Source organism: Neobacillus sp. DZ-9 (assembly GCF_059587065.1).
In genome coordinates this window covers 245,232-270,907 of the sequence record NZ_JCAIOL010000003.1, presented here as the reverse complement: position 1 = coordinate 270,907, position 25,676 = coordinate 245,232, and the positions used below count along the sequence as shown (strand labels likewise).

At 40.4% G+C, this 25,676-nt stretch carries 22 protein-coding genes; 17 read left to right on the top strand and 5 right to left on the bottom strand.

Going from position 1 to position 25,676, the window contains the following annotated elements:
- Positions 1 to 3 precede the first annotated feature (3 nt).
- The 9 genes from AC59HZ_RS09750 (at position 4) to AC59HZ_RS09710 (ending at position 10,817) form a co-directional block, all read left to right on the top strand.
- Positions 4 to 768 carry an ABC transporter ATP-binding protein gene (locus tag AC59HZ_RS09750; RefSeq protein WP_430066053.1) on the top strand — a complete coding sequence of 255 codons (765 nt, stop codon included), beginning with the start codon at positions 4 to 6 and terminating at the stop codon, positions 766 to 768.
- The gene (locus tag AC59HZ_RS09745) at positions 761 to 1,468 is read left to right on the top strand and encodes an ABC transporter ATP-binding protein (RefSeq protein ID WP_496545608.1); all 708 of its coding nucleotides are present in this window, start codon (positions 761 to 763) and stop codon (positions 1,466 to 1,468) included. Before AC59HZ_RS09750 ends, AC59HZ_RS09745 begins: the two co-directional genes overlap by 8 nt.
- A gap of 88 nt (positions 1,469 to 1,556) precedes the next feature.
- Entirely contained in the window at positions 1,557 to 2,768 is a 1,212-nt protein-coding gene (locus AC59HZ_RS09740; protein WP_496545607.1) for an ABC transporter substrate-binding protein, read from the top strand.
- A gap of 252 nt (positions 2,769 to 3,020) precedes the next feature.
- Positions 3,021 to 3,965 carry an MBL fold metallo-hydrolase gene (locus tag AC59HZ_RS09735; RefSeq protein ID WP_496545606.1) on the top strand — a complete coding sequence of 315 codons (945 nt, stop codon included), beginning with the start codon at positions 3,021 to 3,023 and terminating at the stop codon, positions 3,963 to 3,965.
- Between the two features lie 42 nt (positions 3,966 to 4,007).
- Complete coding sequence (locus tag AC59HZ_RS09730) at positions 4,008 to 5,525, top strand: long-chain-fatty-acid--CoA ligase (protein ID WP_496545605.1); 1,518 nt, start codon at positions 4,008 to 4,010, stop codon at positions 5,523 to 5,525.
- A 228-nt stretch (positions 5,526 to 5,753) separates the two neighbouring features.
- Positions 5,754 to 6,647, top strand: coding sequence for a R2-like ligand-binding oxidase (locus tag AC59HZ_RS09725; protein ID WP_496545604.1), 894 nt, complete (start codon positions 5,754 to 5,756; stop codon positions 6,645 to 6,647).
- Between the two features lie 27 nt (positions 6,648 to 6,674).
- Positions 6,675 to 8,201 (top strand): aldehyde dehydrogenase family protein, encoded by a 1,527-nt coding sequence (locus AC59HZ_RS09720; protein ID WP_496545603.1) that lies wholly within the window; start codon positions 6,675 to 6,677, stop codon positions 8,199 to 8,201.
- A gap of 17 nt (positions 8,202 to 8,218) precedes the next feature.
- Positions 8,219 to 9,427, top strand: a complete 1,209-nt coding sequence (locus AC59HZ_RS09715) for an iron-containing alcohol dehydrogenase (protein ID WP_496545602.1) — start codon at positions 8,219 to 8,221, stop codon at positions 9,425 to 9,427.
- Positions 9,428 to 9,605: 178 nt separating this feature from the next.
- Entirely contained in the window at positions 9,606 to 10,817 is a 1,212-nt protein-coding gene (locus AC59HZ_RS09710; RefSeq protein ID WP_496546029.1) for an acyl-CoA dehydrogenase family protein, read from the top strand.
- Between the two features lie 37 nt (positions 10,818 to 10,854).
- On the opposite strand, the gene AC59HZ_RS09705 is transcribed toward AC59HZ_RS09710, so the two are convergent.
- A complete protein-coding gene (locus tag AC59HZ_RS09705) occupies positions 10,855 to 11,469 on the bottom strand; it encodes a TetR/AcrR family transcriptional regulator (protein ID WP_496545601.1) in 615 nt (204 codons plus the stop codon).
- A 158-nt stretch (positions 11,470 to 11,627) separates the two neighbouring features.
- Here AC59HZ_RS09705 and AC59HZ_RS09700 point away from each other — a divergent pair, with 158 nt between their 5' ends.
- The 4 genes from AC59HZ_RS09700 (at position 11,628) to AC59HZ_RS09685 (ending at position 15,849) form a co-directional block, all read left to right on the top strand.
- Complete coding sequence (locus AC59HZ_RS09700) at positions 11,628 to 12,881, top strand: GNAT family N-acetyltransferase (protein ID WP_496545600.1); 1,254 nt, start codon at positions 11,628 to 11,630, stop codon at positions 12,879 to 12,881.
- A 19-nt stretch (positions 12,882 to 12,900) separates the two neighbouring features.
- The gene (locus tag AC59HZ_RS09695) at positions 12,901 to 13,761 is read left to right on the top strand and encodes a GNAT family N-acetyltransferase (RefSeq protein WP_496545599.1); all 861 of its coding nucleotides are present in this window, start codon (positions 12,901 to 12,903) and stop codon (positions 13,759 to 13,761) included.
- 104 nt (positions 13,762 to 13,865) lie between these two features.
- Complete coding sequence (locus tag AC59HZ_RS09690; RefSeq protein WP_496545598.1) at positions 13,866 to 14,804, top strand: manganese-dependent inorganic pyrophosphatase; 939 nt, start codon at positions 13,866 to 13,868, stop codon at positions 14,802 to 14,804.
- A 211-nt stretch (positions 14,805 to 15,015) separates the two neighbouring features.
- Complete coding sequence (locus AC59HZ_RS09685; RefSeq protein WP_496545597.1) at positions 15,016 to 15,849, top strand: DMT family transporter; 834 nt, start codon at positions 15,016 to 15,018, stop codon at positions 15,847 to 15,849.
- Positions 15,850 to 15,890: 41 nt separating this feature from the next.
- On the opposite strand, the gene AC59HZ_RS09680 is transcribed toward AC59HZ_RS09685, so the two are convergent.
- Complete coding sequence (locus AC59HZ_RS09680; protein WP_496545596.1) at positions 15,891 to 17,750, bottom strand: helix-turn-helix domain-containing protein; 1,860 nt, start codon at positions 17,748 to 17,750, stop codon at positions 15,891 to 15,893.
- A 277-nt stretch (positions 17,751 to 18,027) separates the two neighbouring features.
- Between AC59HZ_RS09680 and AC59HZ_RS09675 the strand changes: the two genes are divergently transcribed.
- The 4 genes from AC59HZ_RS09675 to AC59HZ_RS09660 are packed head-to-tail and all read left to right on the top strand — an operon-like array spanning position 18,028 to position 22,194.
- On the top strand, positions 18,028 to 19,275 hold the full coding sequence (locus AC59HZ_RS09675; protein WP_496545595.1) for a Zn-dependent hydrolase: 1,248 nt from the start codon (positions 18,028 to 18,030) through the stop codon (positions 19,273 to 19,275).
- 16 nt (positions 19,276 to 19,291) lie between these two features.
- Entirely contained in the window at positions 19,292 to 20,476 is a 1,185-nt protein-coding gene (locus AC59HZ_RS09670; protein ID WP_496545594.1) for a M20 family metallopeptidase, read from the top strand.
- A 48-nt stretch (positions 20,477 to 20,524) separates the two neighbouring features.
- A complete protein-coding gene (locus AC59HZ_RS09665; RefSeq protein ID WP_496545593.1) occupies positions 20,525 to 20,719 on the top strand; it encodes a DUF3311 domain-containing protein in 195 nt (64 codons plus the stop codon).
- Positions 20,719 to 22,194: a sodium:solute symporter family protein gene (locus AC59HZ_RS09660; protein WP_496545592.1), complete on the top strand. Its 1,476-nt coding sequence runs from the start codon at positions 20,719 to 20,721 to the stop codon at positions 22,192 to 22,194. The genes AC59HZ_RS09665 and AC59HZ_RS09660 overlap by 1 nt, the downstream gene beginning before the upstream one ends.
- Before the next feature lie 58 nt (positions 22,195 to 22,252).
- Here AC59HZ_RS09660 and AC59HZ_RS09655 read toward each other — a convergent pair whose 3' ends face one another.
- The 3 genes from AC59HZ_RS09655 to AC59HZ_RS09645 form a co-directional block, all read right to left on the bottom strand.
- Positions 22,253 to 22,819: a hypothetical protein gene (locus AC59HZ_RS09655; RefSeq protein WP_496545591.1), complete on the bottom strand. Its 567-nt coding sequence runs from the start codon at positions 22,817 to 22,819 to the stop codon at positions 22,253 to 22,255.
- A gap of 333 nt (positions 22,820 to 23,152) precedes the next feature.
- A complete protein-coding gene (locus AC59HZ_RS09650) occupies positions 23,153 to 24,637 on the bottom strand; it encodes an amino acid permease (protein WP_496545590.1) in 1,485 nt (494 codons plus the stop codon).
- Between the two features lie 102 nt (positions 24,638 to 24,739).
- Complete coding sequence (locus AC59HZ_RS09645; protein ID WP_496545589.1) at positions 24,740 to 25,588, bottom strand: MurR/RpiR family transcriptional regulator; 849 nt, start codon at positions 25,586 to 25,588, stop codon at positions 24,740 to 24,742.
- Between the last annotated feature and the right edge of the window lie 88 nt (positions 25,589 to 25,676).

Below are 25,676 nucleotides of genomic sequence, written 5' to 3'. Positions count from 1 at the left end.
GTGATCTTTTTAGAAACAAAAAATCTGACTAAGAGGTTCGGTGGTAATACAGCCGTTAATAATGTCGACTTCACGATTGAACAAGGGAAAATTAATGCGATTATCGGACCTAATGGTGCTGGGAAATCTACCTTTTTTAACTTGATCAGCGGATTCCATCAGCCGACTTCCGGGCAGGTTATTTTTAAAGGAGTGGATATTACTAAGTTGCCATCCAATAAAATAGCGGAACTTGGAGTCGCGCGTACCTTTCAAACAACTAATCTTTTTGAGCAATCGACTGTTTTAGATAATGTAATCGTCGGTCATAGATTAAGAACGAAATCAACGTTAGTTGATGCCATATTAAGAACACCTCGTCTAAAGAGGGAAGAGGCACAATGCCGTGACAAGGCAATGGAAGTGTTAGAATTCGTTGGTTTGAAAAACATCGCAGGTAACATTGTTGGCAGCTTAACTCAAGAAGAGAAGAAGCGGACAGCATTTGCGCTAGCGCTAGCGACCGATCCGGAAATTGTTTTCCTAGATGAACCGGCCGCTGGTGTGAACCCTGATGAAACCGAAGGCTTAGCGGAATTAATGCAAAAGATGGTGTCAAAGGGGATTACGGTTTGCTTAATCGAGCACAAAATGCAAATGATTATGAGAATAGCTGACAAAATTATGGTCTTGAACTATGGTGAAAAAATTGCCGAGGGCAGGCCAGAGGAAATCCGTAATAACGAAACGGTTATTAAAGCTTATTTGGGAGGGAGCGCCATTGCTTAAACTTAATAATGTCTCTGTCAAATATGGAAGCTTTACAGCCGTCCATGACATTAATATTGAAGTAAATGCTGGGGAAATCGTTGTCCTATTAGGTGCAAACGGGGCTGGAAAGAGTACAACCTTCAGAACTATAAGCGGATTAAGCAAGCCGGCAGTCGGCGAAGTTCTCTTTGAAGGGGAAAAAATCAATAGGAAGTCAGCTGATCAAATTGTCCAATTAGGTATAGGTCAATGCCCTGAAGGACGTAAACTGTTCCCTGCGATGTCAGTTGAAGAGAATCTTAATATGGGTGCCTATGTACATCGTGGGAGAAAAGCGCAAATCAAGCAATCTCTTGAATATGTATATGAATTATTCCCAATTTTAAAGGATAAGCGCCATGACGCGGCGGGTTCTCTGAGCGGCGGACAGCAGCAAATGGTTGCCATCGGCCGAGCATTGATGTCAAAACCAAAGTTAATGCTCCTGGATGAACCATCCATTGGTCTTGCTCCATTAATCGTTGAGCAAATGTTTGAAGTTATTCAGAAAATTAATAAAGAGGGAACCACGATCCTGTTAGCTGAACAAAATGCCAACGCTGCTTTAAAAATTGCTGACAAAGGCTATGTTTTTGAAAATGGCTCCATTGTTCTTCAAGGCACCTCGGCCGAATTGTTCGCTAATGATGAGGTACGAAAAGCTTATATTGGTGCCTAATTCTAACATTGCCTTTAAGGGGGTGATGAAGGGATTATTCATCACTAGCAATATCTGAAGATTAGAAAAATTAATAGGGGGAAAACCAATGAAAAGAATAAAGTCTTTATTAATGATGTGTTTTATCTTCGTAATGATTTTCAGTTTGGCTGCATGTAATAGTACAAGCGATAAAACGTCAAGCAAGCCAGCATCAAATGGCGGCGGCAGTAAGTCAGATGAAGTAGGAACAGTCAACATTGGTTACACTGGGCCATTAAGCGGACCTGCAGCATTTTACGGTAAGCGTACCCTAAACGGTATTTCGATGGCGGCTGAGGAAATTAACAGCGCTGGCGGATTTGAAGTTGGCGGTAAAAAGTACAAATTAAATATCGTTTCTTTAGACGATAAATACCTACCGAACGAAGCAGGGGCCAATGCGAAAAGGCTCATGCAGGAAAATAAAACGCCAATTATTTTTACACCGCACAGCGGTGGCGTATTCGCACTACAAGTATTTAACCAACAGGATAAATTCATTATTGGAGCTTACACAAGTGAACCGAAAGTTTCTGATGTTGGCAACAAACTAACTGTCCGAATTCCTCCTCGTTATGATGGCTATCTAAAGCCGTTTACTGATTATACAATGGACAAGTTCGGAAAGAAAATTGCTTTCCTTCCAACTGCATCTCAATATGGCAAGGACTGGTCTGCAAAGCTTAAACCATATTGGGAAAAACAAGGTGGAAAAGTGGTTTACAATTCTTCTATTGACTTTGCAAAAGAAACTGATTTCTTTACGATCGTTACAAATGCTCTTAAAGAAAAGCCGGATGTATTATTTATCGGTGGTGCATCTGAACCAACAGCAAAAGTGGCAAAACAAGCAAGAGAGCTTGGATTTAAGGGTGGTTTCATCGTTATGGACCAAGCTAAATTAGATGAAATGAAAAAGATTACTGGCGGCTATGATGCACTTAACGGAGCAATTGGTGTAATGCCATTAGTTGATTCTGATGAGGCTGCTGTCCCTGAATATGTGAAGAATTATAAAGCTAAATATAATGAAGATCCAGGCTCTGAAGCAGGCTTAAATTACATTGGTATGTATGCATTCGTTGAAGCTATGAAGGCTGCGGGTTCCGTTGACGATGTTGAAAAAATCCGTGCCAATATGCAAAAGGGTCTTGATAACATGCCAGATAAAGCAAAGGTTTACAATATTCCTAAAATTGGCGAGGATGGCGGTTTCGAATCAGAGTTAGTAGTTGCAGCAGTTGAAAACGGTAAAATCGTGCCAATTAAAGTGAAATAAATTCAAATAATAAAAGAGTAATAGCCAATTTAAAAAAGCTTTTCCCCCTTGTAGAAATTACGATAATGCTTCATCCGTGATTGTACACAAGGGGGATTAATTATTTTTTGAAAAAAATAATTAATTTTCATATTTTGTAGGAAGTTAATCATATTATATGATTGCCAGTAATATAGTTTTGTTAGCAGATGGGTTAAACCACCTGCGAATTGTGGTGGTAGTATAATTTTTTTGGAATGGAGGGGCAATGGATTGGTTAAAATCGTCCCCCTTGAATTAGAAACCCACTTTGCTGAAGGGACAGTGAATGCCTTTTTGGCGATTGGTGAAACCGTTACGTTAATCGATACAGGAAATCCCGGAAAAGAATCTTTTCAGCAGCTTAAATCAAAATTACATAATAATGGTGTTACATTAAAAGATATTGATCAAATTGTGCTTACCCATATTCATATAGACCACTCGGGAGCTATTCCACATATTCAGGAAGAGATAGATATACCTATTCTTGTCCATGAGAAGGCAAAGGGTTCGATTAATGCTGGTTTAAACGAGTTTGAGAGAGTCCAGCAGTTTTTTAATTATTTTTTAGAAAGCTGTGGGGCAGATCCCTTCGAGCATATCATTCAACGTCGCTTCAGAGAGGAAAAGTGGAGAAATGTTTCCTTCCTAAATGAAGGGGATGAAATTCATTTGGGTGGAGAAAGGTTTGAACTAGTACATGTTCCCGGTCATAGCCAATGTGACATTTTACTCTGGAATCCCGAAACAGGGGATGCTCTTGCAGGTGACCATCTTATAAAGGCCTTTTCTGTAAACGCTTTTATCGAACCGCCTAATCCGGGGGAGAATGTCAGGCCAAAACCGCTCCTTCAGTACCGTCACTCTCTCGAAAAAGTAAGCGGGCTGCCACTAACGATGATTTACCCGGGTCATGGAGAGGCATTTTCTGAACATTTATCGTTAATTAAAACAAGATTGCTAGAACAGGAGAAGCGTTGTGACCAGATAGTACAAATTCTTCGCAGAGGTGAGAAAACAATATTTGAGATCTGTTCTGAAATGTATCCACGTTTACATGGCAGAACCGTGTTTCTAGGATTATCACAAATTCAAGGTCATTTAGATTTGCTTGAGGAGAGACATCTTGTCAGATATGAACAAAAAGGTTCGTTTGTCGTTTGCCACGCCATATAAAGATGGTGAAATTCTTTCATTTTATAAATAGGAGAGGATTTAATGAAGTTAAAGGACCTGCTAGAGACCAATATCGCTGAGTTTGGGGAGTATCCGCTATTATTTTTCAAGGATAGGACTTTTACAAATGTGGAAACGAAACAATTTGCTGACCAATTTGCCAACGGATTACAAACTCTTGGCATTGATAAAGACGACCGGGTTATTGTTTGCATGCCCAATTGTCCCGAAGTCCTTTTTTCCTATCAGGGAATTACAAGGGCGGGTGCAATCATCGTTCCGGTTATGTTCACGCTTCATCCAAAAGAGCTTCATTACATTGCCTTAAATTCAGGGGCTAAAGCAGTTATAACTTCCTCCTATTTTCTTCAAAATGTGGAAAAAGCTTTAGAAGGATTACCGTCAAAACCTCAGTTAATTGTGGTTGATCAACCATCAAATGACGAGGCGAGAAACTTTTATGATGTATTGGAGCAAGGTGAGGGCCGTGAGTTTGGTGAAGTGAATCCAGAAGATACGGCAGTTATTTTATATACATCTGGTACTACTGGTAATCCAAAAGGAGTTCTCTTAACCCATAAAAATCTCTTTTCCAATGCAGCGAATTCCGCTAAACATAATGATACAGAGCAAGGAACTACACTTGGGGTTCTGCCACTTGCGCATGTCTATGGTCTGACGGTTTCAAATGTATGCTTCCTGACAGGAAGCTCGATTGTTGTTTTCTCCAGCTTTGATGTTAAAGCGGTTTTTAGCACGATTGAAAAATATGGTGTTAAAACTTTTTCTGCCGTTCCTGCGATGATTCACGCCTTAGTTTCCTATCCAGAAGCTGACCGATATGACACTTCAAGCCTGGAGTCAGTAGGTTCTGGATCAGCACCGCTTCCGGTCGCCTTAATAAATGCATTTGAACAAAAGTTTGGCGCAAAGGTTTATGAAGGCTATGGATTATCAGAAGCAGCACCGGTAGTCACTGCACACAGGAAAGGCTATGAAATCAAACCAGGTTCGGTCGGAATTCCGATTCCGGGGGTAGAAGTGAAAATTGTGAATGAAATTGGTGAGGAGCTTCCTTTAGGCGAAGTGGGAGAATTAGTCGTTCGCGGTGATAATGTTACGCCAGGATACTACCAGAATCCGGAAGAATCACTTCGAGTGATAAAGGATTCATGGTTATATACTGGTGACATGGCCCGGATTGATGAGGGCGGCTATGTATACATTGTCGACCGGAAAAAGGATTTAATTATACGCGGCGGCTTTAATGTTTACCCCCGTGATGTCGAAGAAATTCTCAATGCTCATGAACAGGTGTTTGAAGCAGCAGTTGTCGGAGTTCCGGATGAGCGAATGGGCGAAGAAATGGTCGCCTGCGTTGTCATGAAACCGGGTAATGATGTGACGGAGGAGGAATTAATCTGTTATTGCCAGGACCACCTCGCCAAAAACAAAACACCTAGAAGAGTCGTGTTTCTTGAATCCTTGCCTCGAAATGGGGTGGGGAAAATCTTGAAAACACATTTGCGTAAAGCGGCTGCGGATATTGTTATTTCATGAGGACAACAAACATGGAAATCCCTATAGGATTGTCCTCATGGACCCTCTATAAGGACAGCAAACATCGAAATCCCTCTAGGATTGTCTTCATGAACCCTCTATGTGGACAGAAATCATCAAAATCTCATCAGGTTTGTCCGCATGGATCCTCCATGAGGACAAAAAACAATGACACACCAGAAGCTTTGTCTTCATAAATCCTTGAACTATATAAAAGGAGGAAATGTTATGGAAAAAAGAACCATTTTGACAACGAGCAAACGAGGTTTACTTGAAGATTCTTTCCCTTATCGTCTATATCAAAAAGCAAAGCGGTTGGGAACTTGGAATCCGGCCGATATCGATTTTAGCCAGGATCAACGGGATTGGCAAACCCTTAATGCTGTACAAAAACAGGATATCCTGAGGCTGATTTCGCAATTCCAGGCAGGGGAAGAGGCTGTAACACTTGATCTTCTACCACTAATCATGGCAATTGCTAAAGAAGGCCGTCTAGAAGAAGAAATGTTTCTAACGACCTTTTTATTTGAGGAAGCCAAGCACACCGAATTTTTCCGTCTTGTTTTAAATGCTCTTGGCGAGCGAGGGGATCTTTCCCATTTCCATACAGAAACATATCAAAAGATATTCTATGAAATCCTCCCAACGACGATGGACCGCCTTGTAACCGACCAATCTCCAGAAGCGATAGCTGAGGCATCTGTCGTTTACAACATGTTTGTTGAAGGCGTATTAGCAGAAACGGGATATTACTCGTTCTATGAGGCGTTAGAAAAGTCTAATATTATGCCAGGCCTGCTCGAAGGAGTAGGAAATTTAAAGAAGGATGAGTCAAGACATATCGGCTATGGCACCTTCCTTTTGCAAAGATTGATTTGTGAACATCCACATCTCTTTGATTTTGTTGCAACTAAGATGGCAGAACTGACTCCGTTAGCTATTCGGTTAAATCAGGAAGGAATTGCCGGAAGGGATGTAAGCTCGTTCGGAGGAAATCCTGATGATGTCATGAATTTTACTCTAAAACAACTATCAGTCCGGATGGAAGTATTAGCAAGAGCGAAAGGTAAAAAAATCGAAGAGATTTATAGAGTAACAGACAGTGAGATTGGGGTTCTGTAATGAAAATATAACTAAGGAGGATTTACGATGACTGTACAGGTAGAGGTACCAGCATTTCCCCACTTTATAAACGGAAAGTGGGAGCAAGCTCGCAGCCAGGAAATGTTTGATGTGCTCAACCCAGCAACTGGTGAGCTGGTAGCTAAGGTTGCAAAAGGGACGCCGGCTGACGTGGAACTTGCTGTGAAAGCGGCACGTGATGCCTTTGACCATGGTGATTGGAAAAGTATGAAGCCAAAAGATCGGGCAAATGTACTCTATGCTATTTCCTATCAAATTGCTGAGAATGCAGAAGAATTGGCGTACTTGGAAGCAATTAGTTCAGGTGGAACTGTACGCCGGATTGGCAGCAGCGATATTCTACAAATGGTTGATTTATTTCAAACGCTGGCAAAATTTACGTTAGAATATCCTTTTTCTGAGACTCTTCCAGTTCCTCCATTCCCTGGGCCGGCCCATAACTTTATCTGGAGAGAGCCTATTGGCGTTTGTGCAGCCATCACCCCTTGGAATCTGCCAATGGTGATCGCGACATGGAAGATTGCTCCGGCACTGGCTATGGGGAATACCATTGTGATTAAGCCTGCAAGCTATACCCCGCTTTCTACTTTGAAACTAGCAGAAATTATCTCTGCCGTCGTGCCTCCAGGCGTCATAAACGTTGTGGCCGGTCCTGGTGCAGAAGTAGGTGAGGCCCTGGTGACAAATCCAAAAGTTGACAAGGTTGCCTTTACAGGATCAACCGAGGTTGGCAGAAGAATTATGGGACTTGCCGCAGGGACGATCAAAAATACTACCTTAGAGCTTGGAGGAAAATCGCCAAATATTATTTTAGAAGATGCCGACCTAAGTATCGCTCTCCCTGGAAGTTTGTTTGGCGTATTCCTTCATTCCGGTCAGTTATGTGAATCCGGTACCCGGTTATTTGTACCTGATAAGCTTTATGACCAGGTCGTAGAAGGACTTGTGGCCTTGGCTGGAAAAATAAAGCTCGGAAATCCGCTTGATCCTGCAACGGATGTTGGACCTGTCATTTCGAAAAAACAAAAAGAAACCATTCTCTCTTACATTGAAGCTGGTAAGCAAGAAGGAGCAACATTAGTTTGCGGCGGTAAAGAAGTGAAAGTGCCAGGCTGTGAAGAAGGTCATTTCATCGAGCCAACGATTTTTACGAATGTAACAAACGATATGAAAATTGCTCAAGAAGAAATTTTCGGACCTGTACTATCTGTCATCCGTTATTCCGATTTAGATGAAGCGATTAAAATGGCAAATGATACGATTTATGGCTTAGCTGCCGGTATTTGGACTCGTGATGTAAACAAGGCGTATGAGGTTGCAAGAAAGCTTCAAGCAGGAGTGGTTTGGATCAATGACTGGCATATGCTCCGCAGTGATGCTCCGTTCGGCGGATATAAACAAAGCGGCATCGGACGGGAAATGGGGCAGCATTCACTAGATGCCTATACACAAGTGAAGCATGTTCACACCTCCATGACCCCAGAGCTTGAAAGACGTAATTGGTACGGTATTTTATTCGGCCAAAACAAATGAAGAGGTGAGGATTTAATATGAAAACAACCTTATCACAGTTCATGTTACGTACTGGAATTTACAGCGGTTCAAATTCACGGGCCATGGTACCGAGTTTATTCGCCGGGCTTGGTGCCAAACGTGTTCTTCTTTTAAGCGATAAAGGACTAGAAAAAGCAGGTATCGTCGAAAAAGTAGCATCTATTTTTGAGTTAACTGGCCATGGAAGCGGCCCGCAGTTGGTTGGAACGTATCTTGATATTGCTCAAGATGCGGAAAGCCGTTGTATTAATGATGCAGTCCGTTATGCAAAGGAAGTTGGGGCAGATAGTTTGCTGGCAGTAGGCGGCGGTAGTGTACTTGATACTGTCAAAGGTGTAAAGTACGCACTCCATAAAGGGCTTGCCGACATTAAAGAGGCCATTCCTGGCGGCTTATTGTATGAGTCTTTTCCAAAGGCGAACTATATTCCAATTCCGCATATTGCCATACCGACGACAGCGGGCACCGGATCAGAGGTGTCGCCAATTGCGGTTATTTATAATGAAGACATTCAAATGAAGACGAATATCATCAATCCGTTTTTAAGTGCCGATATGACGGTTTTAGATCCGGATTTAACTGTCGGACTTCCGCCATTCATTACCGCCTTTACCGGTTTTGATGCTTTAACACATGCGATTGAGGCACTGGCATCACCGACAGCGACAGGTTTGACCGATGCTTATGCCCTTCATGCGATTCGCTTAATTGAGAAAAATCTTCCGGTGGCAGTATACGACGGCGGGAACCTTGATGCCCGGATGGATCTGCTGCAGGCGAGTTTAATGGGAATTACTGCCTTCAGCTTTGCCTTAAACGCGATTCCAGTTCATAATATGGCCCACGCTTATGGTGCATTGTTCCGCATCCCGCATGGCTTGGCAAACGCTGTGTTCTTACCGGTAGTCATGGAACTGGTCCCGCAGCTGTATTTGCCGAAGGCGGCTGAATTAGCTCAAGCCTTAAATTTAGATGTGAAGGGAAATTCACCTGAAACAGCTTTATCTAAGGTTGTGGAGAAAATTCGCTTGCTCCAGAAAAAGTGCGGCCTGCCAGCTGATTTTAAAGAATACAATATTTCCGAAGAAGCTCTGCTGCAGACGATTACAGCTGTCATGAAGGACCCGGCAGCCTTGAGCTTCCCAATGCCAAAGGAATTGATTGCGGCGATTGGGCAAAAGGTTGTTCCGTTGACGGTTAAGTAATCTGGTGAAACCCGGCCAGCTTTTTGAAAAAATTTGCTGGCTGGGGTTATTTGCAAATAAAACAGCTCAATTCGCAAATAAATGGATTAGATTCGCAAATAAACAGGTAAAATTCACAAATTAAACCAGGGATTCTCGCAATTAAACTTACAATAGACTCAGGAGGAACAGAACAATGATGGATTTTTCACTTACAGAGGAACAAGAATTATTAAGAAAAACAGTAAGACAGTTTGTAGACAAGGAAATTAACCCATATATTCGTGAATGGGATGAAAAACAGCATTTTGAATCGTCCATTCTGACTCGATTGGCTGATTTGGGCCTAATGGGTGTATGCATTCCCGAGCAATACGGCGGCAGCGGTATGGATTATAATGCTTTAGCCATTGTCTGCGAGGAATTAGAAAGAGGTGATACTGCCTTCCGTACAGCGGTATCAGTTCACACAGGTCTTAACAGCATGACATTGCTGCAATGGGGCAATGAGGAACAAAAGCAAAAGTACCTTACACCACAAGCTAAAGGTGAAAAGGTTGGGGCCTTTGGATTAACCGAGCCAAATGCCGGATCAGACGTTGCGGCGATGCAAACAACAGCTGTAAGAGAAGGCGATTATTACATATTAAATGGGTCCAAAACATGGATTTCCCTTTGTGATGCAGCCGATCACTTTTTAGTGTTTGCATACACTGATAAGAGCAAAAGACATCACGGAATCTCCGCATTTATTGTAGAGCGGAAATGGGAAGGATTTTCTTCAAAAGCGATTAAAGGTAAACTAGGAATTCGTGCAGGGAATACGGGAGAACTCTTTTTTGACAATGTGAGAATCCCGAAAGAAAATTTACTTGGACAAGAGGGAGAGGGCTTTAAAATTGCCATGTCTGCGCTGGATAACGGCAGATTTACAGTGGCAGCAGGTGCATGCGGAACCATCATGGCCAGCCTAGAAGCAAGCTTAAAATATTGTCACGAAAGAAGTACTTTTGGAAAAGAAATCGGCAAGCACCAGCTTGTGCAGCAAATGATTGCTAAAATGGAGGCGGGCCTTCAGATATCACGTTTACTTGTATTTAGAGCTGGCTGGTTAAAAAATCAAGGGAAACGAAATACACGCGAAACTTCTCTAGCAAAATGGCAGGCTTGTGATTATGCTTGGGAAGCCGCAAATGATGCAGTACAAATCCACGGGGCATATGGATTCTCCAATGAGTACCCGGTAGAGCGTTATTTAAGAAATGCTAAGGCACCAGTTATTTATGAAGGAACTCGTGAAATACATACTGTTATGCAGGCGGAATATGTTTTAGGCTACCGCGAGGACAAGCCATTATCAAACACACTACCAGCATGGCCGTTTGAAGAAGTAAAGGAAACGGTAAAGTAAAATGTAAAACCCATTATGGCGATACCATAATGGGTTTTTAGTTAAATCCTAATTTAGCATAAATTAGATCTTTTATTTCCTTATAGACTTTTTGATAAGGATATTGTTCTAATAACATGGAAAAATGCAAGGAAATACCATCGATAACACCCCAGAATATGAAGGATAGTTCATCTGGATTAACGCTTGTTGAGATTTCCCCTTTTTCGATTCCTTCCACCAAAATATTTTTAAAAAGGTTTTTATATACTTCATATCGAGCCAGCATGATATCACGTAGTTCGTTTTTTCTAGTGGAATACAGCCAAAATTCGATATGTACCCGGGTTGAATTCGAAAATTGAGGGTGTTGATCAAGGTTACTATATAGATAGAAAAAATAATCCAGCTTTTCTCTAGTGTCTGCCAATTTTTCGAGCTCGTGTTTTAGTGAAGTAATATTCTCTTGGGTATGTTGATTCATTAATTCAATGTAAATATCATCCTTCGAGTTAAAATAATTATAAATGGCCCCTTTACTGATTTTGGAATGGGCCACGATATCGTCAATGGTGGCAACTTGAAATCCTTTTTCAGCAAAACATTCGAAGGCACTCTTGAGGATTGCCTCTTTCTTTTCTTGTTTATATTTATCGGAAACTACTGGTGGCATAAACATCCTCCCCCAAAAGATAATTGACTAAGACTAATCTTAGCAAAAAACATGTCAAAATGTAATGAAAGATTTTTATCAGAAAATATTGAAAAAGGGAAATGGATTTGGTTTAATAAAAATAGACTGAATAGTCGGTTTTTGAGTGGAGGGAAACGATGAGCGAGATTCGAAAATTAAATAGCGAAGAATTAAAGGAATTCGTAGATATTGTTACAAATGCTTATCCTGGGATAATGCAGCCAACAGAAGAGATGAAAGAAGCCACTTTAAAAAGATTTAGCGAGCGACAGGACCAAGATGATTCCCTCGATTTTTTCGGCCTGTTTAGAAATGACAGATTATTGGGAGGGATGAGGCTTCATTACTACCAAATGAACCTTTTCGGAAAATACATTTCTGTAGGGGGAGTTGGGCTTGTAGCAGTCGATCTTTTACATAAAAAAGAAAAAGCTGCTAAGGAGCTCCTGGAATATTTTCTAAGTTTCTTTTTAGATAAGGGAACCAATATGGTGCTGCTTTATCCATTTCGGCCTGATTTTTACAAAAAGATGGGATTTGGGTATGGCCCAAAAATGCACCAGTATCGAATCACTCCGGATAGCTTCCCACTAGGTCCGAGTAAATGTAGGCTTAGGTTTTTGAGTTTAATTGATAAAGAGAAAGTAAGAGATTGTTATTCAAGGTATGCGCTAAAAACCCATGGCATGTTTAATAAAACCGATGCGGAATTAGAAGGGATGTTTAAAAATCCGGAAATCAGAATTATTGGATTTGAAGACAATTGTGAAATTAAAGGCTATATCCAGTTTTCATTTGAAAAAAGGAGCCAAACCAATTTTATATACAATGACTTGGTCATCAAAGAAATGATTTTCGAAACGCCAGAAGCCTTGCTAGAAATTAGCACCTTTCTTCATACCCAAGCGGATCAGGTAAACCAAATTGTATGGAATACTCAAGAAGAGAATGTCCACTTTTTGATCGAGGATCCACGTAATGGTTCTCATAATCTTCTTCCAAGCGTATACCATGAAACCAACCTCTCGGGGGTAGGATTAATGTATCGCATCATTAATGTTCATGGGATATTTGAAGATTTAAAGAATCATAATTTCAACCATGTAACGACTAAGGTAAAACTTAAGATTAAGGATACATTTTTGCCGCAAAACAATGTCGAGTTAATCCTCCATGTTCATAACGGTTGGTTGGAAGTTGCTTCAAATGGTGATTATGATGTTGAAATCTTATTGGACATATCTGATTTTTCTTCCATGCTCATGGGGGTTGTAACCTTTAAAGAGCTATATTTATTAGGAAGAACAGAAATATCAAATTCCGAGTATATAGAGACAATGAACCGTCTGTTTTTCTCAATCGAAAAACCTAGATGTATTTCTTTATTTTAGTAGAGGAGGGGGAAAAGGAATGCAAATTTCTTTGAAAAAATTAACCGAATGCACCATTCAGGAGGCAGTTACGGCCTGGAACCGAGGATTTGAAGGTTATTTTGTCCAAATTGAAATGACGCCCGAGCATTTCTTCAATCGTTTAGTAAATGAAGGTCTTTCATTAAACCATTCCATTGTTGCATTTGATCAGAATAATCCTGTTGCCATCGTGATGAATGGGTTTCGGACTGTTAACGGTAAAAAAACAGCTTGGAATGGTGGAACGGGAATAGCACCGGTATACCGAGGGAAAGGTGTTTCTCAACTATTAATGGAAGAAACCTTAAAACTTTATCAGGAAAATGGGATCAAAGCTGCCACGCTTGAAGCGATAAAGGAAAATGAGAAAGCCATTCGATTATACCAAAAGTTTGGTTATGAAATAACGGATTCACTTGTTTTCTTAAGCGGGATACCAAAGGTTACGGACGTGAATACAATTCAAGCAGTATCGATCCGCCCTGAAAAGCTCCCACTTCTTCCTTTTTATAAAGAAAATGTCCCATGGCAATGCCAATGGCAAAGCGTGAAGACCGGTGAGGCCCAAGTTTATTATGATGAGGAAGGAAATCCCCAGGGATATGGCTTGTATAAGAAAGTGTGGAACCAAAATAGTCAGCTAGAGAAGGTATTTTTATATCAGTTGGAACTATTAGAAGACGTGGATGCTCAAAACATCAAAGCCATTTTGGCAGCGATCACTGAAAATGCCGATGATCCGGTGAACTTCACGATCATCAATGGATCCACGTCCAATCCTGTTATTCAATACCTTATGGAGAATGGATTTAATAAAACAACAGAGCAGGTTCAGATGGTGAAAAAAATCAGCCAATAAATTTTTTTTGAAACCTAAATCGTATTATTATATAATTTCCATTAGGGCCATGTTCATTTGATGGGGCGGTCTTACATACTTTAATACGATTAGGAGTAGTAAACATGGAAAAAATACTGATTTTCGGACATAAAAATCCAGACACAGATTCAATTTGTTCTGCGATCGCCTATGCAGACTTAAAAACACAGCTAGGGTTAGAGGTTGAACCTATCCGTCTTGGCCAAATTAATGGGGAAACGCAATTTGCGCTTGATAAATTCAATGCTGAGGTTCCACGTTTAGTTGAAGCCGTGGCTTCCGAAGTCAACTCCGTTATTTTAGTTGACCATAATGAGCGCCAGCAAAGTGCAAACGATATTACTGATGTTCGTGTAATAGAAGTAATCGACCACCACCGGATTGCCAACTTTGAAACAAGTGATCCTTTATACTACCGCTGCGAACCAGTTGGCTGTACAGCAACTATTTTAAATAAAATGTACAAGGAAAATGGTAAGGAAATTAAACCTGAGATTGCTGGACTAATGCTTTCAGCGATTATTTCTGATTCCTTGTTATTCAAATCACCAACCTGCACACAAGAAGACGTGGCTGCTGCGCGTGAATTGGCAGAAATCGCAGGTATTGATGCGGAAAGCTACGGATTAGAAATGCTTAAAGCTGGTGCAGATGTTAGGGATAAATCTATTGAAGAACTTTTAAGCCTAGATGCTAAAGGCTTTGAAATGGGCTCAAGCAAAGTGGAAATTGCGCAAGTGAATGTAGTTGACACGGCTGATGTTCTTGCACGCCAAGAGGAATTAGAAGCTGCTATTTCTCAAATAATCGAAGAAAAGAACCTTGATTTATTCTTATTTGTCGTAACAGATATTTTAACAAACGATTCAATTGGTTTAGCTCTTGGTAGCAAGACTGCTGCTGTAGAAAAAGCTTATAATGTGACACTTTATAATAACACTGCAACCTTAAAAGGTGTTGTTTCCCGTAAAAAACAAATTGTTCCTGTCTTAACAGATATTTTCACTAAAGGTGAGATGTAATAAAAAACCGTTCATGCTTATAATCGGCATGAACGGTTTTTTAATTGGTTTGTATAAGTTGTTCAGAATTTGGAATTTTATTTCCAAATATTCATTAAGAAAGTGTTGATTTAAATATTCCTTCTTTTCATTCTAAAAAATTTATTGTAATCTATAAAATATTTAGAATACCGAAATTTTTTAAAAAACTTTCTGAAAAGGTGGAAGAGCTTTGATTTTCTTGTCGCTAATTAGTTCATTTTTTAATGCGGTAAATGCCCTTTATGCAAAAAAAATTGTTACTGAGATGAAAGATAATAACAGCTTCATCGTTGCATCATTTGCCTACATTGCTTTCCTGCTGGGACTTTCTTTGCCGTGGCTTTACTCATTTATGGGTAATCCTGTTTCTATTACTTTGCTGGTCGGAGTTATTTTCCTCGATATGTTAGGGAATATTTTGTTTTTCAAAGCAATGGAGCGTATCGAGGTTTCAGTTCTGTCAGTGTATATGGCACTGACACCACTGTTTACGTTTATTCCCAATACTTTTTTATATGGTTTTCATCCATTTGTCCTTGTGTCTGTTTTGTTTATTATGGTAGGGGTCTATTTCTTAAACTTAAAGGGGCCAAGCCCATTTACTCCGTTTAAAGAGTTAACAAAGCCTGGGAATCTGTTGGGGATTGCTTCTGCCGTAACTTTCGGTGTCAGCATGGTACCTTCACAGCAGCTTTTGATTCACGAATGGATCAATCCGGTAACCCTTTATTTCTACAGATCCTGTGGAATTGCACTTTGTACATATCTTATTTACCGTCCAAGAATATGGTTTCCCAGTCTCCACGGCCATTTGAGTATGCGGGGGATTACAGTTATTATCCAGTGGATGTGTCTTTTTACAGCACTCAAATTTGCTGATGGCACACTCGTTGTTTCTCTTGCGTTCACATCACCTTTATTCGCCGTATTTCTAGCTTGGCTTTATTTTAAGGAACGAATTACTCCAGCCAAGCTTACAGCATGTGTGATTACTATTCTCGGAATTATTATTACAGTCGTATAAAGTACAAAATGGGCGCACCTGAATCCTAGTGCGCCCATTTTTTATAGAACGGAAATGTACTTATTTTCTTGCAGTTTGTCTTTGATAAACGGATAAAGATTTACAGCCAGATGGATGTTCAAGAATTGCTGACTGTCCGAAAAATCCGTTGACAGGATATCTTCGATTCTTTTTAACCGGTACATTAAAGTATTCGTATGAACATGGATGGCTTCAGCTGCTTCCTTAGCATTTTGATTGTGTTCGAGGTAAGCAAACAGAGATGGAAGGAGTTCGCCTTTCCGGGATTGATCATAATCAATTAATGGACCTAGTACCTCTCTTATAAAATCAGATAGTTCTTCTTCGCTGTTTTGAAGCAGAAGCCGTTGAACACCGAGATCTTTATAACTGATAACCTGGTTTTTCCCTCTGAAACTCCGTAGGAATTGCAGACATTTCGCCGCTTCCTGCAAAGATTTGGTTACCTTCAATAAACTCGAATGAATCCTGCCGATCCCAATTGAGACGGTCGTTCCCCAATTTTTTAATTGAATTTCCTGCTGGAATTTCGAAACGAGCTCTTTTACTTGATGATGAGCATAAGAGGCAGATACCTTTTGTTGAAAAGTTAAAAGGATGACGATTTGATCTTGATTCCTAGCAGCTATCCCCTTTAAGAAATTTTTTAAAAATACGCGGTTGGCTAGTTGGACCAGATGGCGGATAATACTGTTTCGTTTTGGGATATTATCGGATTCGTCAAGCCGAATGATGAGTGCCATATAGTCCCCCATAGGGTCGAAATCCATCTGTTTTGTTTTTTGAAGAATCGTGTCGTCCATTTTGCCGGAAAAGAGGACGTCGATAAATTGATCATTTATTCTTTCTTGTGCATCAAAAATGGCTTGTTCTTTTACTAACTCCAGTGCGATAACTGTACAAGCATGCTCCAATGCGGCAATATCCACTTCGCGCATTTTTTCAGGTGCAACAATGACCAAAGAGCCAAAAAGTGTCGTCTTTGCCCCGACTGGGAGAACTGTTAAACATTGATTCCCCTCATTTATGGTTATTTCATTAAAAGAACGGGGAGTCCCAGGTGTCTTGATAGAATCCTGTGCCATTTTTTTAATAGTTAATAAGTCAGTATTCCCTAGATTGTCCTGAAAGGCAGAAGAAATAAGCTCGCTAAGGTCATCAAACAGCAATACCGTGTTGCCGGTCGTAGCGTGCAAATAGGAAATAATCGAATCAAGTCCTTCACCGTTTAAAACTAGTTTCGCGAGCTGATTATGGATATCCACCGAACGAGAAAGCATCTCGTTTTGTTGTGAAATGGTATTATTTAATGATTCCAGCTGTCTTACAATCTCTTCCTGTTCGCGGTAAAGACTGGCTTTTTCCAGGGCAACGGCCGCTTGATGGGCAATTGCGGTTAATAGATTAATATCCTCCGGAATGAAGTGAAGCGACGGGTCGAAAGAATCAAGCGTAATCACTCCTATACAATCCCCTTTTAACAGGATAGGGGCGCAAATGGTCGAATAAGGGACTGTTGGGATGGTTTTAAGCATCAGTGCATGGTTCTTTTCCGAAAGGGTGGCGGTTGCTTTTTCCACTTCCGTCCTGTTATGAAAAATCAAGCATTTCTGTGCAGTGAATGCAAGACCTGTCATTGACTCGCCCGGTTTAAGCCTCACATTTGAAATTTCAGATTTAAAATTGCTGTCAGATTTTGGAATGAGTACATCTTCTTTTGGATCATAGATAAATAATACGCCTCCATGGGCAGCATCAATGACAGAGATGGTTTGAACCATAATCGAGTTAATAATAATATCGATATCCAAGGATGAGTTTAAAACATTGGAAACATGTATTAATGACTGCAGCTGTCGATGGCTAAGAGTTTCCTTCATGATGCACCTCCTATCTATTCTTCAAAAATAATCTTAAAACCCATTTTTATTATATATTCTAACAAATAATTTTCGTAATTGTGTGATTTTTATAAGGTATAATAAGGAAAAGGGATATTCGACACTATTTTTTGTGTTTTTTCACAAATTGTTTGTTTGAAATTTTGTGTAAAAAAACATAAAAAATATTCAGATAAGTTTTATAATTATAAATACATAAAAAATATACGCCAGTCCATTAAAGTGATAAAAAAGATTTGGCAGAAAGGATAAAGCCTTGATAAACGCAGAAAGATTATGGAGCCGGTTGCAGCTCCTGAGCGAAGTAGGGAAAACAGAATCCGGGGGAGTCACACGTTTGTCTTTTACTCAGGAGGAAAGAGAGGCAAAGAACCTGGTTGCATCCTTTATGAAAGAAGCGGGATTAGCAGTTCGGGAAGATGAAGTTGGAAACTTGATTGGGAGAAAAGAAGGATTGAATCCGGAAGCTCCAGTGGTTCTTACTGGTTCCCATGTTGATTCCGTCTTTAATGGAGGCAATTTCGATGGCCCATTGGGAGTTCTGGCTGCTGTGGAAGCGCTCCAAGTTATGAATGATGAAGGGATTAATACAGAACATCCAATTGAAGTCATTGCTTTTACCGATGAAGAGGGAGCAAGATTCAGCTTTGGTATGATTGGCAGCCGGGGAATAGCTGGTACTCTGACACAGGAGGAGCTGCTTAATAAGGATAAACAAGGTATTTCGATCGCGGAAGCATTCGTCTCCAGTGGTCTTAACCCTGATGAAATCGGCAAAGCAGTTCGTATGCCTGAGGATGTTAAAGCATATGTGGAGCTTCATATTGAGCAGGGGAAAGTCCTCGAGAGCTTGAATCTTTCAACAGGTATTGTCTCAGGACTTGCCGGCCCGTTATGGCTCAAGTTTATTTTTGAAGGAGAGGTTGGCCATGCTGGTGCGACTCCAATGTCAATCAGACATGATGCTTTAACTGCAGCATCAAGAGTGATGTTAGTGATCGAAGAGGAAGCTTCGAAAACAGGAACGACAGTGGGGACTGTTGGACAAGTTCAAGTATTGCCTGGGGGAATCAATATCATTCCCGGCCATGTTGAATTCTCATTAGATTTACGGGATATTGATGAGAAAGTCCGCGATGAAGTGGAAAAGCAAATAAGGAAAGCAGCAGCCCATATCTGTGAAAATCAAGGTGTTAAATTAACCATTGAAGACCTGCAAAGAGTTGCACCAGCACCATGCTCCGACCTAATCAAAAATGCAGCAATTGAAGCATTTGAAACACTTGGGCTTGAGGTTCATTTTCTCCCAAGCGGGGCGGGCCATGACGGAATGCAATTACTGGATTTATGTCCGATAGGGATGATCTTCATCCGCTCCAAGAATGGCATAAGCCATGATCCGGCTGAATGGAGTTCTAAAGAGGACTGTGTAGACGGAGCGAATGTCCTCTATCAAACAGTTCTGAAACTGGCTGTCCAAAAAGTTAATGCAACAATGAAATAAATTGGAGATGATTACAATGAATACAGATACAGCATCAAATCTAAATCAATTGGCAAGTGATCTAAACGAACAGGTCATTTCATGGAGAAGACATTTACATCAAAATCCGGAAGTTTCCTTTCATGAAGAAAATACGGCGCAATTTATTTTTGATACATTACATTCTTTTGGAAACTTAGAAATTTCCAGGCCGACAAAAACAAGTGTCATGGCACGATTGATTGGAACTCAACCTGGAAAAACTCTTGCGATTCGCGCAGACATGGATGCTCTGCCGATTCAGGAAGAAAACACATTTGACTTTGCTTCTAAAAACCCAGGAGTAATGCATGCATGCGGCCATGACGGACATACAGCGATGCTCCTCGGAACAGCAAAAATTCTTTCTGGATTAAAGGACCAAATTAAAGGGGAAGTTCGTTTCTTATTCCAGCACGCTGAAGAGCTTTTTCCCGGCGGTGCCGAGGAAATGGTTCAGGCCGGTGTAATGGACGGAGTTGATTTAGTCATTGGAACACACCTGTGGTCGCCTATGGAAAAAGGCAAAGTCGGCGTAGTTTACGGTCCAATGATGGCCGCTCCTGATACTTTTTGGATTACAGTAAAGGGGAAAGGCGGACATGCTGCCTTGCCGCATCAAACAATCGATTCCATCGCGATTGCGGCCCAGGTTGTAACCAATCTGCAGCATATTGTCTCAAGGAATACGGATCCGCTTGATAGCCTAGTTATTTCTGTAACCCAAATTCTCGGCGGTACCACGCATAATGTTATTCCAGGGGCTGTTACACTTTGGGGTACGGTTCGAACCCTTGATCCCAAACTGCGTGAATTGATTCCGGGAAAAATGGAACGTGTCGTGAAGGGGATCACGGAAGCACATGAAGGATCCTATGATTTTAAATATGAATTTGGCTATCGTCCAGTTATCAATAACAACGAAGTGACTGCTGTCATTGAAGAAACTGTTAGAGAAGTTTTTGGTGAAGAAGCCCTTGATATGATGAGACCAAATATGGGCGGTGAAGATTTCTCGGCCTTTATGGAAAAAGCTCCAGGCTGTTATTTCTATGTCGGAGCAGGAAACGAAGCGGAAGGAATTACGTATCCACATCATCATGCACGCTTCACCATTGATGAAGATGCACTCGAAATCGGTGTGAAAACATTCCTCCATGCAACATTTAAATTTTTGGGGTGAAGTTTGTAGAACAAAGCAGCAATGATATAAAAAAATGGGGGTTAATTTATGAAATTACATCAGCTTCTTGCAATTATTCCGTTCATTGGTTTACTTGGGGGCATACCATTCGTCAATAAAGTCACTCCATATGTTTTCGGGATGCCTTTTGTTCTATTTTATATCGTTTTATGGGTAGTACTAACTTCTGGCATCATGGCGATTGTTTTCAAATTGGACCCGGAAAATAAGGAGGAGATTTAATGAATACCGCATTAATTATTATATTTGGATTTTTAGCATTATCCATCTTCCTTGGTGTCCAAGCCCAAAAGGGGAAGGACATGAGCCTTGAGCAATGGTCTGTAGGAGGCCGAGGCTTCGGAACCATCTTTGTTTTTCTTTTGATGGCAGGTGAAATCTATACAACCTTTACATTCTTAGGTGGAAGTGGATGGGCATATGGGAAAGGAGGCCCTACGTATTATATATTAGGGTACGGCTGTCTAGCTTATATCATGTCTTATTGGCTGCTTCCTGCCATTTGGAAATATGCGAAAGATAACAAATTGATGTCTCAATCCGATTTCTTTGTCAGCAAATATAAAAGCCCACTGCTTGGTGTCTTCGTATCATTAGTAGGTGTTGTCGCACTTATTCCATATCTTGTTCTTCAATTAAAAGGATTGGGTATTATTGTATCTGAAGCATCTGGTGGATCGATTTCCTCAACTGCAGCGATTTGGATCGGTGTAATCGCCGTTACAGCATACGTTATGATCTCAGGGATTCACGGTTCAGCATGGACTGCGGTAATAAAAGATATAATGATCCTCGGTGTTGTCTTATTCCTAGGAATCTATTTACCGATCCATTATTACGGCGGCTTCCAGCCAATGTTTGAAGCGATTGAAGCTGCTAAACCAGGATTCCTTGCGCTGCCTGCTACTGGTTTAAGTGTATCTTGGTTTATTTCTACCGTTCTATTAACAGCACTTGGCTTCTATATGTGGCCTCATACCTTCGGCTCGATTTATTCAGCCCAAAGTGCCAAGGTATTCCGTAAGAATGCCATTATCATGCCGCTTTACCAGCTAGTGTTATTGTTTGTATTCTTTGTTGGCTTTGCAGCTATCCTTCAGGTTAAAGGTTTGGAAGGCGCGGCAGGTGACCTTGCATTATTAAAGCTTTCGATGCAAACGTTTGATCCATGGGTAGTTGGCTTGATTGGGGCTGCAGGTTTATTAACCGCAATCGTTCCGGGTTCTATGATTATGATGTCAGCATCAACGCTGCTTGCGAAAAACGTTTATAAGGTATTTGTTCCAAAGGCTTCTGATCAGCAGGTTTCAAAATTGGCTAAAAATCTCGTACCTGTAGTTGCAATCATTGCACTTTATTTCACCTTTAAAGGCGGGGATACTCTTGTAACCTTGTTATTAATGGGATATAGCTTAGTGACACAATTGTTCCCGGCATTAGTATTCAGCTTAGCTAAAAAGAACATTGTGACAAAAGCGGGTGCGTTTGCAGGTATTGCAGTTGGGGTATTTACAGTAGCTTATATTACAATCAGCGCTTCAACGATTGGAACACTTTTCCCAGCACTGCCGCAATTTATCAAAGACTTAAATGTCGGTGTTATCGCCCTTGTTATTAATCTTGTCGTTACGTTTGTTGTAAGTGCGGTTACAAGATCAGCAAAAACGGCAAATAACCCGAATCAGAGTGTAGCCTAAATCTAAAAAAGTTCACGGTCAGTAAAAGCCGTGAACTTTTTTCGTATGAAATATTAGATTATTGCTGGTCGGATTGCTTCTGACCTTCTTCCTTCTTATTATTCAAAAGAAAGAAGGTTAATGGTTTTTCAGAGCCGGTCATTAGTTTATAAACATAAGAAGAAGTTACTTTATAGCTATCTTCAATTTTTCCCGCTAAATAATTCGTCCTTTCAAAAAGGATGGAACGAATATTGTTCAGCTGCCGTGACAATTTGTCAATCAGGGCTTCCTGAGTATCTAAACGCTGTAAAACTCCCCCTTGAAACTCCGCTTGTTCGGCAAGTTTTCCTGCCAATTCTTTTTGCAATTCAAGCTGCTTATTATTAATAGTCTGTAAGTATTGGATGATCTGGTTTTCAAATTCCTTTTGGAACTGATGATTTTCTCTTAGGTCGTGGAGTTGATTGTCAACCTGTTTCCAATGAATGGCTTCGGTCTCTTTATGAAGCTGTGATTGCATTCTAAGTTCATTAATTAACTCGGTAAAATAATCCTTCCGCGAGTACGCCTGATTAGGTTCATTTATATTTTGCTTATTTTTAAACACTTCAGGGTGCTCACGATTGTTGATAAATAATCCCATACCTCACCCGCCCTTTTTTGCTTTAGTAGTGATATTTTATGACTGAAACCACAATGGGGGGACAAATATGGGCGATTGACCAGGTGTATTAATAAATTCTAGAATACTATGATACTAACCATAAAGTGCAGGTGAAGGAAAGTGTTTATTTTTAATCTCTTCAATAATAAATGTGCGATTTGCAAAAGGAAGGTAAAGCCTTTAAGAACCTATATCAATGATAAAGGCGAAACTTTGAAAGTTTGTATTCCTTGTTCGGAGTACGCAGAAAGACGTGCTTATCGAATTAAAAAGTAAACAGCCAGGCTGATTGCCTGGCTGTTTGTTAGGAATTTATTCCCGGCTGAAATCAGCCTCTTTTAATGGTACCATTTTTGACTTTTTAGTTATTTTATAACCTAAATAACCCAATATGAATAGTGGTAGTCCAATATAGGAAACAGCGATTCCATACCAGTCAATCTTATCGCCGATAAAGGCACCATAATTGGTTCCAAGCATGGCAATTAAACATAAAACTGTTGCTAAGATAGGGCCCAATGGGAACCATTTTGCGAAATATGGCAAATCTTTAAAATCTCTGCCTTGAGCAACATAGGCTTTTCGGAATCGGTAATGTGTGATGGAAATACTTAACCAGGATAGATAACCAGCTAATCCAGCCGCATTTAATAACCAAGAATAAACGGTTCCGTCGCCAAAAAAGGAAGTCAGGAAGCAAAGCATACCAACGAAAGTCGTAATGTATAAAGCGTTAACTGGTACACCGCCCTTATTGACTTTCTTCAAAAAGGCTGGAGCTTTTCCTTCTTCTGCTAATACCCATAGAACACGTGAACCAACATATAGGGATGAGTTTCCTGCAGACAATACGGAAGTAAGAATGACTGCATTCATGGCTGCTGCCGCAAATGCAAGTCCTGCATGCTTAAATACAAGTGTGAACGGACTGACAGCGATATTTTCAAGATCTTCGCTTAATAGATTCGGATCCTTATAGCTGATTAATGCCCCAATAATGAAAATGGCTAAGACATAAAACAATAGAATACGCCAGAAGATTTGCTTAATCGCTTTAGGGATATTTTTCTCAGGGTTTTCACTTTCCCCAGCTGCAACCCCAACCATTTCTGTACCTTGGAAAGCAAAGCCAACAACCATGAACACACTGAAAATCGACAATAGACCGCCTTTAAATGGAGCCTCACCTTTTGTGAAGTTGTCAAAACCGCCAGTGTGGCCGCCCATAATTCCAAAAATCATCAATAAACCGACAGCGATAAAAATAACGATAGTCGCTACTTTGATTAAGGAAAACCAAAATTCCGATTCCCCATAACCTTTTACTGATAATACATTAAGACCAAAAATCACGGCGAGGAATAGGGCACTCCAGACGATTCCTGGAACATCCGGCAGCCAGTACTTCATAATTAAAGCTGAAGCTGACAATTCAAGAGCAAGAATGATCGCATTGTTATACCAATAGTTCCAGCCAACAGCAAATCCTAAAGCAGGGTCGACAAATCTTGCGGTATATGTACTGAATGAACCAGAAATTGGAATAAATGCAGCCATCTCAGCAAGACTCGTCATCAAGAAATAAACCATAATCCCAGCAATTAGATAGGCAGCTAAAGCCCCGCCAGGACCAGCATCATGAATGGTCGTTCCACTTGCTAAAAACAGACCAGTTCCGATCGTTCCTCCAATGGCAATCATCGTTAAATGTCTTGTTTTAAGTTTACGTTCCAAATGCTCTTTTTCTGGTAAGGTCGACTGAACAATAACGTCAGATTTACGTGCAGAATTTTGCATTGATACACCTCTTTTATAATGAAATAATAATAGCTAATTTGAATGATAGATCGTTAGTTTTAAACTCATGGATGATAGCGTTTACAACAATTTCCATAGTACTTATTCATTGAAAACATTTAAGCTGGTATACATTTTTTCTAATTTTTGTTGATGTTTTTGGACCCGTTCCTGGTCTTTTTCGTGGATTCCTTCAATAATCAAATCGACTAAACTGATAACTGACGCGATTGAATTACTGCCAGTTTGGGCATTCTCCTCTGTGGTTAGTGCAATATTTGCAATTCTTCCAACAGGAGAAAGCAGGCGATCTGTTACGGCAATTAAACATATATCATTTTCAGCAACATATTCAGCTAATTTAATCGTGTCATTTGAGTATCTTGGAAAGGAAAAAACGACCACGACAGAATCTTTCGTTAAATTTGAAAATTTTTCAAGGAACTCTCCGGTAGGGGAGCACAATGTTACATGATCTCTAATGGAGGCGAGCATATAGGAAAACCAGTAGGCAGCAGCATGGGAAAGCATATGTCCGGCAATTAACACTTGATCTGCCTTAATAATGGTTTCAACAGCTTTCCAAATTTCCTCTACATTTGTTCGATTAATTAATTGCTTTAATAAATGGATTTCGTTTAATATTACTCTTTTAAAAGGGTCACTGTTTCTGAAAGGCAAGCGGTTACTATTTTCAGAATCTGCTTGATTCTCCTGAAGGAGACCTTGTTGAATCGTCGTTTGCATTTCGCTGAATCCTTCAAATCCTAATGCGTAGGATAGTCGTATTACGGTGGTTTCACTTACAGTTGCCTGCCGGCCAATTTGAAATGCTGTTTTGAAGGCGGCTTGATTGAGGTTTTCACTCAGGTATTTAGCCACTTTTTTTTGACCTGCCGATAAGTCGGAGAACCTGTTACGAACTAATTGTTGAAAAGAGACCTTTTCCATTCCACTGTCCTTTCCAAATGAAGGAAATCCTTCATTTATTTTTTTTGGTGCAGTCAATCCTTTTTCTGTTATATACACTATCATAAGT